Source organism: Pseudomonas sp. BT76 TE3572 (assembly GCF_050435365.1).
Taxonomy (GTDB): domain Bacteria; phylum Pseudomonadota; class Gammaproteobacteria; order Pseudomonadales; family Pseudomonadaceae; genus Aquipseudomonas; species Aquipseudomonas fluorescens_W.
Genome location: NZ_JBNDKE010000001.1, coordinates 6,837,879 through 6,850,703 on the forward strand (window position 1 = coordinate 6,837,879; position 12,825 = coordinate 6,850,703).

General features: G+C 57.5%; 17 protein-coding genes and 1 pseudogene. 11 read left to right on the forward strand and 7 right to left on the reverse strand.

Going from position 1 to position 12,825, the window contains the following annotated elements; all coding sequences use genetic code 11:
• Positions 1-3: 3 nt before the first annotated feature.
• On the reverse strand, positions 4-216 hold the full coding sequence (locus ABH912_RS31250; RefSeq protein ID WP_033061943.1) for a hypothetical protein: 213 nt from the start codon (positions 214-216) through the stop codon (positions 4-6).
• A gap of 129 nt (positions 217-345) precedes the next feature.
• Positions 346-501, reverse strand: a complete 156-nt coding sequence (locus ABH912_RS31255; protein ID WP_429513200.1) for a hypothetical protein — start codon at positions 499-501, stop codon at positions 346-348.
• Between the two features lie 33 nt (positions 502-534).
• Here ABH912_RS31255 and ABH912_RS31260 point away from each other — a divergent pair, with 33 nt between their 5' ends.
• On the forward strand, positions 535-990 hold the full coding sequence (locus ABH912_RS31260; protein WP_033061821.1) for a DUF2214 family protein: 456 nt from the start codon (positions 535-537) through the stop codon (positions 988-990).
• Positions 991-1,169: 179 nt separating this feature from the next.
• Here ABH912_RS31260 and csrA read toward each other — a convergent pair whose 3' ends face one another.
• Positions 1,170-1,364, reverse strand: coding sequence for a carbon storage regulator CsrA (gene csrA / locus ABH912_RS31265; protein WP_007938114.1), 195 nt, complete (start codon positions 1,362-1,364; stop codon positions 1,170-1,172).
• Positions 1,365-1,614: 250 nt separating this feature from the next.
• On the opposite strand from csrA, the gene ABH912_RS31270 reads away from it, so the two are divergent.
• Both ABH912_RS31270 and ABH912_RS31275 read left to right on the forward strand, forming a co-directional pair.
• On the forward strand, positions 1,615-1,980 hold the full coding sequence (locus ABH912_RS31270; RefSeq protein WP_429512694.1) for an SPOR domain-containing protein: 366 nt from the start codon (positions 1,615-1,617) through the stop codon (positions 1,978-1,980).
• Between the two features lie 148 nt (positions 1,981-2,128).
• A pseudogene (locus ABH912_RS31275) lies at positions 2,129-2,224 on the forward strand (siderophore-interacting protein); the annotation flags it as partial.
• Between the two features lie 56 nt (positions 2,225-2,280).
• Here the strand turns inward: ABH912_RS31275 and ABH912_RS31280 are convergent.
• From ABH912_RS31280 to ABH912_RS31290, 3 genes are all read right to left on the reverse strand, one after another.
• On the reverse strand, positions 2,281-2,970 hold the full coding sequence (locus ABH912_RS31280) for an endonuclease (protein ID WP_429512696.1): 690 nt from the start codon (positions 2,968-2,970) through the stop codon (positions 2,281-2,283).
• A 4-nt stretch (positions 2,971-2,974) separates the two neighbouring features.
• Complete coding sequence (locus ABH912_RS31285) at positions 2,975-3,265, reverse strand: DUF1654 domain-containing protein (RefSeq protein WP_033061816.1); 291 nt, start codon at positions 3,263-3,265, stop codon at positions 2,975-2,977.
• Positions 3,266-3,435: 170 nt separating this feature from the next.
• Positions 3,436-4,524 carry an asparaginase gene (locus ABH912_RS31290; protein ID WP_033061815.1) on the reverse strand — a complete coding sequence of 363 codons (1,089 nt, stop codon included), beginning with the start codon at positions 4,522-4,524 and terminating at the stop codon, positions 3,436-3,438.
• 347 nt (positions 4,525-4,871) lie between these two features.
• On the opposite strand from ABH912_RS31290, the gene ABH912_RS31295 reads away from it, so the two are divergent.
• The 8 genes from ABH912_RS31295 to ABH912_RS31330 all read left to right on the forward strand — a co-directional run bounded on the left by ABH912_RS31295 (position 4,872) and on the right by ABH912_RS31330 (position 12,535).
• Positions 4,872-5,333 carry a hypothetical protein gene (locus ABH912_RS31295; RefSeq protein WP_033061814.1) on the forward strand — a complete coding sequence of 154 codons (462 nt, stop codon included), beginning with the start codon at positions 4,872-4,874 and terminating at the stop codon, positions 5,331-5,333.
• A gap of 193 nt (positions 5,334-5,526) precedes the next feature.
• Positions 5,527-6,480, forward strand: a complete 954-nt coding sequence (locus ABH912_RS31300) for a sugar ABC transporter substrate-binding protein (RefSeq protein ID WP_033061812.1) — start codon at positions 5,527-5,529, stop codon at positions 6,478-6,480.
• Between the two features lie 56 nt (positions 6,481-6,536).
• Positions 6,537-8,090: a sugar ABC transporter ATP-binding protein gene (locus tag ABH912_RS31305; RefSeq protein ID WP_429512698.1), complete on the forward strand. Its 1,554-nt coding sequence runs from the start codon at positions 6,537-6,539 to the stop codon at positions 8,088-8,090.
• Positions 8,087-9,064 (forward strand): ABC transporter permease, encoded by a 978-nt coding sequence (locus ABH912_RS31310; RefSeq protein ID WP_429512700.1) that lies wholly within the window; start codon positions 8,087-8,089, stop codon positions 9,062-9,064. Before ABH912_RS31305 ends, ABH912_RS31310 begins: the two co-directional genes overlap by 4 nt.
• A 3-nt stretch (positions 9,065-9,067) precedes the next feature.
• Entirely contained in the window at positions 9,068-10,087 is a 1,020-nt protein-coding gene (locus ABH912_RS31315) for a LacI family DNA-binding transcriptional regulator (protein ID WP_033061810.1), read from the forward strand.
• Between the two features lie 57 nt (positions 10,088-10,144).
• The gene (rbsK, locus tag ABH912_RS31320; RefSeq protein ID WP_429512701.1) at positions 10,145-11,062 is read left to right on the forward strand and encodes a ribokinase; all 918 of its coding nucleotides are present in this window, start codon (positions 10,145-10,147) and stop codon (positions 11,060-11,062) included.
• Positions 11,059-11,463 carry a D-ribose pyranase gene (gene rbsD / locus ABH912_RS31325; RefSeq protein ID WP_429512703.1) on the forward strand — a complete coding sequence of 135 codons (405 nt, stop codon included), beginning with the start codon at positions 11,059-11,061 and terminating at the stop codon, positions 11,461-11,463. The genes rbsK and rbsD overlap by 4 nt, the downstream gene beginning before the upstream one ends.
• Positions 11,464-11,506: 43 nt before the next feature.
• Positions 11,507-12,535 carry a nucleoside hydrolase gene (locus ABH912_RS31330; protein WP_429512705.1) on the forward strand — a complete coding sequence of 343 codons (1,029 nt, stop codon included), beginning with the start codon at positions 11,507-11,509 and terminating at the stop codon, positions 12,533-12,535.
• 32 nt (positions 12,536-12,567) lie between these two features.
• Here ABH912_RS31330 and ABH912_RS31335 read toward each other — a convergent pair whose 3' ends face one another.
• The gene (locus tag ABH912_RS31335; RefSeq protein WP_429512706.1) at positions 12,568-12,780 is read right to left on the reverse strand and encodes a hypothetical protein; all 213 of its coding nucleotides are present in this window, start codon (positions 12,778-12,780) and stop codon (positions 12,568-12,570) included.
• Positions 12,781-12,825: the final 45 nt, after the last annotated feature.

A 12,825-nucleotide genomic window follows, 5' to 3' on the forward strand; every position in this document is an offset into this window, starting at 1 on the left:
ATCTTACCTGGCGTTCAACTTCTTCAGTTCTTCATAAGTCGCCGACTGTACAAACCAGAAGCCGGAGATGATGCACCACGTCAGGGTGCCGGTAATGAAAACGCCTGCTCCGGACCAGAAGCCCTGAACGAAGATCATGACCACTGCGGCGATCCAGATAACGGCCAGTGCGACGTACAGAACTACGTTGTTTACGCCAATTACGAACTCTTTCACGTCTATTCCCTTTTGAATGTTTATCCTCTGACGCCTTACGCAAGGGCCAGTGGGCGGCATGATAGGGAGATAGCTGGCTCTTCGCCAGTCATGTAGCGGTCTGTTACTCAAATCGGCCAATTAGCAAAATCATCCTTTCAGCACCCGCGCCGAAAAGAACAACTCAAAACACTTCACCCCGTCCTCACTGGTGACGTCATACCGCCCGCGATGCAATTGCATGATCTTTACCACAATCGACGTGCCTGGCAGGCAGATTTGCAGGTTTTGGACTACTACTGACAAGCCCATTTCCTTACCCCTGTCAGGAGCATCCCTATGCTGTTTCACTGGTTTCTTGCGGCGATCCACCTCTTGGCTGTTGCCTTGGGCCTCTGGGCGGTGCTCACCCGAGGGACGGCGTTAAGCCGCCTGGCTGTCGGTACGGCGCAGGTTCGCAGCGTGCTGGTTGCCGATAACGTATGGGGCATCTGTGCGGGTATTTTGCTGGTCACGGGTTTGATGCGGGCCTTCGGTGGGTACGAAAAAGGTACCGACTATTACCTTCATCAGCCGTTGTTCCATCTGAAGATGACGCTGTTCGTGATCATTCTGCTGCTTGAAGTGGCACCCATGATCACCTTGATCAAGTGGCGGATCGCCTTGGGCAGGGGCGCTTCGATTGACCAGGGCCGAGCCAGGCTGTTTGCACGCATCAGTCATATCGAAGCGCTGTTGTTGATGTTGATGGTGATTGCGGCCACCGGCATGGCGCGCGGTGTGACCTTCGGCTAATAACGGCGTGATTCGTCGGGGTTAAAGCGAATGATCTGACAGCCACGGCGTGGCCGAAGCCAGTAGCATCGGCTTCACGTAATGGGGGAGGAAGCGAGTGCTCAGCAAAATGCCGAGCATGAATCTTTAGCCAGCCATTGCGCTGTAACGAACGAGCTGGCTACTGACTGCAACAGAATTCAGGGAGTCTGCGGTTTGTCTGGAGCGGTGAGGCCAGCCTGAATGCGCTGATAGATTTCTTCGCGATGAACCGCAACGTCTTTCGGGGCATTGATGCCAATTCTGACTTGCTGGCCGCTAACGCCCAGAATGGTGATCGTAATGTCATCACCAATATTTATGCTTTCACCGACTTTGCGGGTGAGTATCAGCATGGTCTTCTCCTTGATTGCTTTGTAGGGCACCTGATTCGGACAGTGCAGAGGTCGGTGGTATGTATAGATTAGTGCGAAGTCTCACGGTTTGGGTGCCTCTTTCTGACGCGCAGATGCTGCATTAATTCCCAAGGCGTAACTATACAGAGGCCGCAACCATCATTCTCGTTGTTTTGAGCCCATTTTGCGGCACTCGGGAAGTATTCATGGATGCTAAAATCGCCGCTTTAAGCATTCTGAGGGAAGCGTTGTGCGCAAAATGGTCTTGGTATTCGCGGTACTGGCGCTGGCGGGATGCGGTGAGGGCAAGAGTGTTGAGGCGCAAAAGCCGCAACCGGCAGCTGCGACTACAGCCTCGGTGGTATCCGCACCACAATGGGATCTCGAAGTTCGAGGCGAAACACCTCAGGCGGTCAGCGATTTGAGCGGCTGGCTGATTGAGCACAGTTTCGTTTCCAATATCGTCAAGGAAAATGGAAAGACCCGGATCCTGCTCGGGCCATTCAGTTCGAAAGCCGAGGCCGAGGCCAAACAGACAGAAGTGCGCGCGTCGCTCACCCGGGCGAAGAAACAGAACATCGAATTGCTGGTTGTCGAACATCCAGTGACCCAGTAACGGTCTTTTCAGGGTGCTTTCGACGGAATGCCTTAAAGGGGATCCACATTGACTCGTTTCTAGACGTAGTCACTGTTGATTCCCAGTAGGCGTTCCGCCCCATGGCCTCCGCCACCCCTTACAAAATATTCGACGCAGTCCCATCACTCTGAGTCTGCGCAAATACTTAATCAAGGAATGCGGGATTGCCAAGCAGTCACTCAACCTGATGGGCTACTGGCGTTACAACAAAGTGGGCGGGTAGAAACGAAAAAAGGCCTCGGGTGTTAAACCCGAGGCCTTTGTGTTTTCAGCGAGCGCTTAACCGCAGGCTTTCATGTCGACCGGGCCGACAAATTCGTTGCCGCGTCCCATGACGCACGCCACGCTTTGGTTGCGCTGACGTTCCCAGGTCTCTACCGGATAGGTTTTGTTCCAGGCATCGTAGAGCTGCCGATCCTGTTTCGACAGGCGCAGACCGTACTGCTTGCTCATGTAGAAATACGTTCGGGCGATCATGCCGCGAATGGACGGGCGAGGCATGACCTTCTTTGCCTTGAAGTCGACCTGGGTCAGGCATGAGCCATATTGGCCCGACTGCACCGGCAACCAGCCGAAACTGAAGTTGCTGCGATCGCCATTCACTTCACCAATGCTCGGCACCAGGTTGTGCAGGTCGGCTTCGGCCTTCTGGTAGGTCGGATCGTAACGCGTGCAGTTCTTGCGCCCACCTTCTTGCCAGCACTGACGCTGATGGCCGATCTGCCAGGCCGGAACAATGTGCTCCCACTCGATGCGGGAGGCGCGCTTGGCGTTTTTGCGCGGTACATAACCGCAGGCTGCGAGGTTGACCTTGTTGCCGGTGTATTTGCACCCACAATAGAACTCTGTGGATTGCGGTGCGTAGAGCTTCCAGGCAACTTTCTTCGCTTCGTTGAAAGTGCGTGGGGCGCCAGCCTGGGCGCCGAGGGCGATGAACAAAAACAGCAAAGCAAACCAGCGGACACTCATTGACTCAATCTTCCTTCGGCACAACCCAAAAAATCTGTACGCCGCCATCGTCGCGATAGGCGAGGGTGACGTTGTCGTTCTCGTCGATTTCTTCGAGTAATTGTTCCCACTCATCCACGGGTTCGTCCGGTAGGCGGAAGATCAAGGCTGCTTTGGATTTTTGGGCGGTGGGCGAATTGATGATTTTTTGAACGCGCATACCCATGCGTGCATAGGAGTCAGGAGAGGCAGAGGTGTTGGCCACGGAATTATCCTTATTAAGCTGTACGTGCATACAGTATTTAACTGTAAGCATTTTCGCAACTGCTTAAAATTCAAGAAAATCCTCTGACAGCAAATTTTTCCGTTTGGTGTAGGACGAAGGGAAGTTTTTTATCGAAGTATCGAAAGGGGTTGTGAGCCACTCGCCTGGGCTGGCGAGTGGTGAAAGCAGTGCCCGACCGGAGTCGGTCGGGCGAGGGCGAATCAGTATTCCCAGAACATCCGTTGCAGCTCTTTGCTGTCGTTGGTCTTGGTCAGTGCGACCATGGCCAGGATGCGGGCCTTTTGCGGGTTCAGGTCATGCGCCACAACCCAGTCGTACTTGTCGTCTGGCTGTTCAGCGTTACGCAGCACGAAACCGCCGGCGTTGACGTGGGACGAGCGAATGATTTGCACGCCGTCCTTGCGCAGGGCTTGCAGCGATGGGACTACACGGGACGAGACAGAGCCATTGCCGGTACCGGCGTGAATGATGGCTTTGGCGCCAGACTGAGCCAACGCTTTGTAGGCGGTATCGCTGACATTGCCGTAGGAATAGGCGATTTCTACGTCAGGCAGGCTCTTGATGGTTTTGATGTCAAATTCCGAATCCATGGTGTGACGCTTGGCCGGCAGACGGAACCAGTAGGATTTACCTTCGACCACCATGCCCAGTGGACCCCAGGCACTTTTAAACGCCTCGGTCTTGATGTTGATCATTTTGCTGACGTCGCGACCCGACTGGATTTCATCGTTCATGGTCACCAGTACGCCTTTGCCACGTGCCTCTTTGCTGCTGGCCACTGCCACTGCGTTGTACAGGTTCAGCATGCCATCGGCCGACATCGCGGTGCCTGGGCGCATGGAGCCGACAACGATGATTGGCTTGTCGGTTTTTTCCACCAGGTTCAGGAAGTAGGCAGTTTCTTCCAGGGTGTCGGTGCCGTGGGTGATAACGATGCCGTCGACGTCTTTGCTGTCGGCCAGTTCAGCCACGCGACGACCCAGTTGCAGCAGGTTGTCGTTGGTGATGCTTTCGGACGCGATCTGCATGACCTGTTCGCCACGAACGTTTGCCAGTTGGCTGAGTTCCGGAACCCCGGCGATCAATTGTTCAATGCCGACTTTTGCCGCTTGATAGGTAGCGCTGTTAGCGGCGCTGGCGCCCGCGCCGGCAATGGTGCCGCCGGTGGCCAGGACCACAACGTTCGCCAGTTTCTGTTGGGTTTCGACTTCTTTTGCCTGAAGGGCAGTTGGCAGGAGCAGCAAGAGGGCTAAAGCGCCCGGAACGAAGGTCTTGAAAGCAGATGTCATTATTTTTCTCTCTAGTAGTGACGGTGCTGATGCAGGTTCATCTAGATGCGCCCCAGGCGGATCTGAACGCTTGGGGTGAGTGAGATGAGCAGGATCTGTACCAGTCGTACTTTTAATGAGAAAAACTTTTAACTTGATGATTTGTATCAGTATTTATCTGATGGGTCAGAATGGTTACACAGTCTGTTGTCCGGGTTTCCGAACGCGTTGAGCATTTCTGTTCGGCTCTCCGAAAAGTACTACGACCTCTGTAGACCAAATCCGCTTGCAGAATTGCGAATCACTGCTAAAGAAACCCGCGCTTCGGTCGATGTTCCTTGAAAGGATCTTTCTACTCAGGAGTTCACATGTCGTTATCCATTGGTATCCCAAACGCCGCAGGCATCACCATCGGCGGCAAGTCCGCCGCTACGATTCAAGCGTTGAGCGATCAGACGACCGATGCCGCGAATCAAGCGTTGGGTACGAAGGAAAGCGACAGCAAGCAAGTCAGAACTGGTGCTGTGGGCCTGGATAAAAGTGCGCAGGCGTCGACTGAAGCGGGTGGCGCCGATAATGCCTCGGTGGCGGAAAAGGTTTTGCTCAAGCGTCTGAAAGAGCTTCAAGAGCAGTTGCGTGAACAACAGCAACAATTGGCGGCGGCCCAATCGGCGTCTTACCCAACACCTGAAGCCAAGGCCACCGTGGTGATGGCGATTCAGGGGCAAATGGCCGATACCACTGCCGCCATACTGGAAACGGCCAACAGCCTTTACAAGGAAATGGCCAAAGGCTCCAGCACCGGTTCGGTGGTCAATACGACGGCATGACATGAATGCCGGCATTTGCGGTTTCCCTCTCAAAACGGTTTTTCTGGTCGTTGACAAATGTCGGCAGGGTTCGCATAGTTCGGTCTACGCAAACGTTTGCGCGGTGCTCGCGGTGGTAATCCATCAGTGAGCGCAATGAAGCCTCTGCCAGCGCAAGCGTTGCTCACAATAATCATAAGATCGGAGTGAACCCATGAAGCTGCCATTCGCTGGACGTCTTCTCGCTGTCGCTATGCTGGCTGCCGCATCCGTCGCGTTACCTGTCTCTTCGGCGTTCGCCGAGACTGAAAAACCCAAAGTCGCGCTGGTCATGAAATCCCTGGCCAATGAATTCTTCCTGACCATGGAAGACGGCGCCAAGGCTTATCAGAAAGACCACTCCGGCGATTTCGAGCTGATCTCCAACGGCATCAAAGACGAAACCGACACGGCTGGCCAGACGCGCATCGTCGAGCAAATGATTCTGGCCAAGGTCAATGCGCTAGTCATCGCGCCGGCAGACTCCAAGGCCATGGTTCCAGTGATCAAGAAAGCCATCGATGCCGGTATTACCGTGATCAACATCGACAATCAGCTGGACCCGGCTGTGGTCAAAAGCAAAAACATCACCGTACCGTTCGTAGGCCCGGATAACCGCAAAGGCGCGCGTCTGGTGGGTGAGTACCTGGCCAAGCAACTGAAGGCCGGTGACGAAGTCGGCATCATCGAAGGTGTTTCAACCACGACCAACGCACAGCAAAGAACCGCAGGCTTCAAGGATGCAATGGAAGCGGCGCAGATCAAGGTCGTCTCTTTGCAGTCCGGTGACTGGGAAATCGACAAAGGCAACAAGGTGGCTGCCTCGATCCTCAGCGAATACCCGCAAGTCAAAGCCCTGCTGGCTGGCAACGACAGCATGGCCGTCGGCGCAGTATCCGCGGTGCGTGCAGCGGGCAAAGCCGGCAAGGTGCAAGTGGTCGGATACGACAACATCAACGCCATCAAGCCAATGCTCAAGGATGGTCGCGTTCTGGCCACCGCTGACCAGTTTGCAGCCCGGCAAGCCGTGTTTGGCATCGAGACTGCGCTGAAAATCATCAAGGGTGAGAAAGTCGACAGCGGCGCCAATGGCGTGATCGAAACTCCGGTAGAGCTGGTCACCAAGTAGTCCTTCTGGCGACACAATGGTGCTCGCCCGTCCGGGCGAGCGCATGGAGAGTTTTTATGTCAGTTTCCGCCCCGAACGCTGTCCTCTCGGTCAGCGGTATCGGTAAGACCTACGCCCAACCGGTCCTGACCGGCATCGACCTGACGCTGATGCGCGGTGAAGTGCTGGCGCTGACCGGCGAAAACGGCGCGGGGAAAAGCACGCTGTCGAAGATCATCGGCGGGCTGGTCACACCGACCACCGGCCACATGCAATTCCAGGGGCAGGATTACCGCCCCTCCAGCCGCACCCAGGCCGAAGAGCTCGGCATTCGCATGGTGATGCAAGAACTCAATCTGTTGCCGACCCTGTCGGTGGCGGAAAACCTGTTTCTCGACAACCTGCCCAGCAAGGGCGGCTGGATCAGTCGCAGGCAATTGCGCAAGGCTGCGATCGAAGCCATGGCCCAGGTCGGCCTCGACGCGATTGACCCGGACACGCTGGTGGGCGAATTGGGCATCGGTCACCAGCAAATGGTGGAGATCGCCCGCAACCTGATCGGCGATTGCCACGTGCTGATCCTCGACGAACCGACCGCGATGTTGACGAATCGTGAAGTCGAGATGCTGTTCGAGCAGATCACTCGCCTGCAAGCTCGCGGCGTGTCGATCATCTATATCTCGCACCGTCTCGAAGAACTGGCGCGGGTCGCCCAGCGCATTGCGGTACTGCGCGATGGCAACCTGGTTTGCGTCGAGCCGATGGCCAATTACAACAGCGAGCAACTGGTGACGCTGATGGTCGGTCGTGAACTCGGCGAACACATCGACATGGGCCCGCGCAAGATCGGCGCTCCAGCCTTGACGGTCAAAGGGCTGACCCGTTCCGACAAGGTTCGCGACGTGTCCTTCGAGGTACGTGCCGGCGAGATCTACGGGATTTCCGGTTTGATCGGGGCAGGGCGCACCGAGTTGCTGCGCTTGATCTTCGGTGCTGATACAGCGGACAGCGGCACGGTTGCACTCGGTTCGCCAGCACAGGTCGTCAGTATCCGCTCACCGGCTGACGCAGTCGGTCATGGCATCGCCCTGATCACTGAAGACCGCAAGGGTGAAGGCTTGCTGCTGACCCAATCGATCAGCGCGAATATTGCCTTGGGCAATATGCCGGTGATTTCCAGCGCAGGCATCGTCAACAACGGTGACGAGGTGGCCTTGGCCCAGCGTCAGATCGACGCCATGCACATCCGTAGCTCCAGCCCGACGCAATTGGTGTCGGAACTGTCCGGCGGCAACCAGCAGAAAGTCGTGATCGGCCGGTGGCTTGAGCGTGATTGCTCGGTGATGCTGTTCGACGAGCCAACGCGTGGCATCGACGTCGGCGCCAAGTTTGACATTTATGCCTTGCTCGGCGAGCTGACCCGTCAAGGCAAAGCGCTGGTGGTGGTGTCCAGCGACCTGCGTGAACTGATGTTGATCTGTGACCGCATCGGCGTGCTCTCGGCGGGACGTCTGATCGACACCTTTGAGCGTGACAGCTGGACTCAGGATGATTTGCTTGCCGCCGCGTTCGCCGGCTACCAAAAACGTGATGCGTTGCTCAACGAAGCAGCGCCTAGGGATCTCGCATGAATACTGCAGTGACTGCCAGCAAACGCAGTGGCAACTTTTACGGCCTCGGTACCTATTTGGGGCTGGCCGGTGCCTTGCTGGCAATGGTCGCGCTGTTCTCGGTTCTGAGCAGCCATTTCCTGTCCTATGACACCTTCAGCACCCTGGCCAACCAGATTCCGGACTTGATGGTGCTGGCGGTCGGCATGACGTTCGTATTGATCATCGGCGGCATCGACCTGTCGGTGGGTTCGGTGCTCGCGCTCGCGGCGTCAATGGTCAGCGTGGCCATTCTCGGTTGGGGCTGGAGCGTGTTGCCTGCGGCGTTGCTTGGAATGGCGGCGGCCGCACTGGCTGGCACCATCACCGGTTCGATCACCGTGGCGTGGAGGATTCCGTCGTTCATCGTGTCCCTCGGCGTGCTGGAAATGGCCCGCGGTGTGGCCTATCAAATGACCGGATCGCGCACGGCCTACATCGGTGATGCCTTTGCCTGGTTATCCAACCCGATCGCCTTCGGCATCTCGCCGTCGTTCATCATTGCCTTGCTGATCATCTTCATCGCCCAGGCCGTGCTGACGCGTACCGTGTTTGGTCGTTACCTGATCGGCATCGGCACCAACGAAGAGGCGGTGCGTCTGGCAGGGATCAATCCGAAGCCCTACAAGATCCTGGTATTCAGTCTGATGGGGCTGCTGGCCGGTATTGCTGCGCTGTTCCAGATTTCCCGTCTGGAAGCGGCGGATCCGAATGCCGGCTCCGGGCTGGAGTTGCAAGTGATCGCCGCGGTCGTGATTGGCGGCACCAGCTTGATGGGGGGCCGCGGTTCGGTCATCAGTACGTTCTTCGGGGTTCTGATCATTTCCGTATTGGCGGCCGGTCTCGCGCAGATCGGCGCAACTGAACCCACCAAACGCATCATCACCGGCGCGGTGATTGTGGTGGCGGTGGTGCTTGATACTTATCGCAGTCAGCGCGCAAGCCGGCGGACCTGAGTCATGGCAACAATCAAGGATGTGGCAGCGCTCGCGGGGATTTCCTACACCACGGTTTCCCACGTAGTGAACAAGACCCGGCCGGTGAGCGAAGAGGTGCGGGTCAAGGTTGAGGCAGCAATCAAAACCCTCGACTACGTGCCCAGCGCCGTGGCCCGGTCCCTCAAGGCCAAAACCACGGCGACCATCGGTTTGCTGGTACCTAACAGTCTCAACCCGTACTTCGCCGAACTGGCGCGCGGCATCGAGGATTACTGCGAGCGTAATGGCTACTGCGTGATTCTCTGTAACTCCGATGACAACCCGGACAAGCAGCGCAGTTACCTGCGCGTACTGCTGGAAAAGCGCATCGACGGGCTGATCGTCGCTTCGGCTGGCGGTGACGCGGGGTTGGCGGAGGGCCTGGCAGGCGTGCGTACGCCGATGGTGATCGTAGACCGGGGACTGGAAGGTGTGAATGCCGACCTCGTGCGGATCGATCACGAATACGGCGCCTATCTGGCGACCCGCCACCTACTGGAATTGGGGCACCGGGACATCGCCACCATTGGCGGCCCGGCGAGTACCAGCGTGGCGCAGATGCGTCTGGCCGGTTATTGCCGTGCCCTGAAAGAGGCGGGTGTCGAAGTGTCCCGCGAGCGCATGCTGGAAAGCGACTTCACCAGTACCGGCGGCTACAACGCTGCCTCGATCCTGCTGGAAAAGAACCCGCCGAGCGCGATATTCGCCGGTAACGACATGATTGGCATCGGTGTGCTGCGAGCGGCGGCCGAGCGCAATATTCGTGTACCGACAGAGCTGTCGGTGATCGGCTTCGACGATATTCAGATGAGCCGCTATGTGTACCCGGCGCTGACGACCGTGGGGCAGTCGATCCTGCAACTCGGCGAGATGGCGGCTGAAGTGCTGTTAAGAAGAATCGCCACACCGGATATGGCCACCGATCAACGGATCGTGACGCCCAGTATTGTCCTGCGGGAGTCGACTGCGCCGCTGGCCGGCGTGTTCGCCCAGTTCCGTTGAAATAGAACACCGCTGAATCAAAAGCACCGCTGAAACAGAATCGATGAGTAGTGACGTATGCCAGCAAAAGTAGTGGTAATAGGCAGTCTGAACATGGACCTGGTCACCCGGGCACCACGGCTGCCCCGTGGTGGTGAAACGCTGATCGGCGAGTCGTTTGCCACGGTTTCCGGTGGCAAGGGCGCGAATCAGGCGGTCGCCGCGGCGAGGCTGGGCGCGCAAGTGTCGATGGTCGGTTGTGTGGGCAGCGATGCCTATGGCGAAGAACTGCGCGAGGCGCTGCTGGCTGAGCAGATCGATTGCCAGGCGGTCAGCATCGTCGACGATTCCAGCGGCGTTGCGTTGATCGTGGTCGATGACAACAGCCAGAACGCCATTGTGATCGTTGCCGGTGCCAACGGAGCGCTGACGCCAGCGGTGATTGACCGTTTTGATACAGTCTTACAGGCTGCGGACGTGATCATCTGCCAGCTGGAAGTGCCGGATGCCACAGTCGGTCATGCGCTCAAGCGCGGCCGTGAGTTGGGTAAGACCGTGATCCTCAACCCGGCACCGGCCAGCCGCCCACTGCCGGCGGACTGGTATGCGTCCATCGATTACCTGATTCCCAACGAAAGCGAGGCCTCGGCGCTGAGTGGTTTGCCAGTGGATTCTCTGGCCTCTGCCGAAACCGCTGCATCCCGGTTGATTTCCTTGGGTGCCGGCAAAGTCATCATCACCCTTGGTGCTCAAGGTTCGCTGTTTGCCAACGGCAAAGGCTTCGAGCATTTCCCTGCGCCAAAGGTCAAGGCTGTCGATACCACGGCGGCTGGCGACACCTTCGTCGGTGGTTTTGCCGCCGCACTGGCGGCCGGCAAAAGCGAAGCCGAAGCGATCCGTTTCGGCCAGGTCGCCGCGGCGCTGTCGGTGACCCGCGCTGGCGCGCAACCCTCGATTCCCACCTTGTCCGACGTACAGGCCTTTAAAGCACCATGAAAAAGACACCTTTGCTCAACGTTGCGTTGTCGCGGCTGATCGCATCCCTGGGCCATGGCGACATCGTGGTAATCGGCGATGCAGGTTTGCCAGTGCCACCCGGCGTTGAACTGATCGACCTGGCACTGACCCACGGTATCCCGGATTTCGTCAGCACGTTGAAGGTTGTGCTCAGCGAAATGCAGGTCGAGAGCCATGTATTGGCCCAGGAGATCATGGACAAAAAACCTTCGGCATTGGCGACGCTTGATGAGCTGAATGCCGAAGGTGCGCTGGGTCGACGTGAGCTGCTCAGTCATGACCAATTCAAAGTCCTCAGCCGACAGGCGCGGGCGATTGTTCGCACAGGCGAATGTCAGCCGTACTGCAACATCGTGCTGCTGGCAGGGGTTACGTTCTAACTCGTTGTTGTCTTTTTGCTGTCCCACGCACAAGGAGTGCGCTATGCAACGCTATGCTCAGAAACTGCACCATCTGCTCCGGAGTCTGCTGCTTTTGTCCCTGATTACCGCAACAAGCGCCCAGGCGGCGGAAAAGATCGACTTGATCATCGACACCGACCCTGGTGCCGATGACGTGGTTGCCTTGCTGTTTGCTCTGGCGTCGCCGCAAGAGCTGAACATTCGTGCGCTGACCACCGTCGCCGGCAATGTGCGTCTGGACAAGACGTCGCGTAATGCGCGGCTGGCCCGCGAGTGGGCAGGGCGTGAGGAGGTGCCGGTCTACGCGGGCGCTCCGAAGCCGCTGATGCGCACGCCGATCTATGCCGAGAACATCCATGGCAAGGAAGGCCTGTCGGGCGTCACCGTACATGAGCCGAAGAAAGGCCTGGCCCAGGGCAGTGCGGTCAACTACCTGATCGACACCTTGAAAGCCGCCAAGCCTCACAGCATCACCATCGCCATGCTCGGCCCACAGACCAACCTGGCACTGGCGCTGATCCAGGACCCTGAGATCGTTCAGGGTATCAAGGAGGTGGTGATCATGGGCGGGGCACACTTCAATGGCGGCAACATCACCCCGGTGGCGGAGTTCAACCTGTTCGCCGACCCGCAGGCTGCGGAAGTGGTATTGAAAAGCGGTGTGAAGCTGACCTACCTGCCGCTGGACGTGACCCACAAGATCCTCACCAGTGAAGCGCGCCTGAAGCAGATCGCAGCGATCAACAACAATGCCAGCAAGCTGGTGGGCGATATTCTCAATGAATACGTCAAAGGCGACATGGAGCACTACGGTATTCCGGGTGGCCCGGTGCATGACGCGACGGTCATCGCCTATCTGCTCAAGCCTGAGTTGTTCACCGGTCGTGCGGTCAATGTGGTGGTTGATAGTCGCGAAGGTCCGACGTTCGGCCAAACCATCGTCGACTGGTATGACGGTCTGAAAGCACCGAAGAACGCTTTCTGGGTAGAAAGCGGCGACGCCCAGGGCTTCTTTGACCTGCTGACCGAGCGTCTGGCTCGTCTGAAGTAAGCTTCACACCCGCAGGTGCCAGCCTGCGGGTTTCACTCCCTTTCGTTATATTCAGCGCCCTTGTAGTCGGCCGGGTATTTCTCGAATACCTGCGCGATGAAGGATTGCGCCGATTCAGTCCCCAGCTCCTTGACCAATAGATCGATACCAATGATTGCCAACTCTTCCGGGCTGCCCGGGCTGTAAGAGCTGTGGCCCTGTGGCCACTTGGCTTTGATGTCGGCGTCGATACTTACGGTGGTCATGATGGCGCTCGTGAAGTCGGGAAAGTCTGAGTGTCGAGTTAACCA

Coding starts and splice junctions, on each gene's coding strand:
- ABH912_RS31260 (WP_033061821.1), top strand. CDS start 535: ATGCTGTTTCACTGGTTTCTTGCGGCGATCCACCTCTTGGCTGTTGCC.
- csrA (WP_007938114.1), bottom strand. CDS start 1,364: ATGCTGATACTCACCCGCAAAGTCGGTGAAAGCATAAATATTGGTGAT.
- ABH912_RS31280 (WP_429512696.1), bottom strand. CDS start 2,970: ATGAGTGTCCGCTGGTTTGCTTTGCTGTTTTTGTTCATCGCCCTCGGC.
- ABH912_RS31285 (WP_033061816.1), bottom strand. CDS start 3,265: ATGCTTACAGTTAAATACTGTATGCACGTACAGCTTAATAAGGATAAT.
- ABH912_RS31290 (WP_033061815.1), bottom strand. CDS start 4,524: ATGACATCTGCTTTCAAGACCTTCGTTCCGGGCGCTTTAGCCCTCTTG.
- ABH912_RS31295 (WP_033061814.1), top strand. CDS start 4,872: ATGTCGTTATCCATTGGTATCCCAAACGCCGCAGGCATCACCATCGGC.
- ABH912_RS31300 (WP_033061812.1), top strand. CDS start 5,527: ATGAAGCTGCCATTCGCTGGACGTCTTCTCGCTGTCGCTATGCTGGCT.
- ABH912_RS31305 (WP_429512698.1), top strand. CDS start 6,537: ATGTCAGTTTCCGCCCCGAACGCTGTCCTCTCGGTCAGCGGTATCGGT.
- ABH912_RS31310 (WP_429512700.1), top strand. CDS start 8,087: ATGAATACTGCAGTGACTGCCAGCAAACGCAGTGGCAACTTTTACGGC.
- ABH912_RS31315 (WP_033061810.1), top strand. CDS start 9,068: ATGGCAACAATCAAGGATGTGGCAGCGCTCGCGGGGATTTCCTACACC.
- rbsK (WP_429512701.1), top strand. CDS start 10,145: ATGCCAGCAAAAGTAGTGGTAATAGGCAGTCTGAACATGGACCTGGTC.
- rbsD (WP_429512703.1), top strand. CDS start 11,059: ATGAAAAAGACACCTTTGCTCAACGTTGCGTTGTCGCGGCTGATCGCA.
- ABH912_RS31330 (WP_429512705.1), top strand. CDS start 11,507: ATGCAACGCTATGCTCAGAAACTGCACCATCTGCTCCGGAGTCTGCTG.
- ABH912_RS31335 (WP_429512706.1), bottom strand. CDS start 12,780: ATGACCACCGTAAGTATCGACGCCGACATCAAAGCCAAGTGGCCACAG.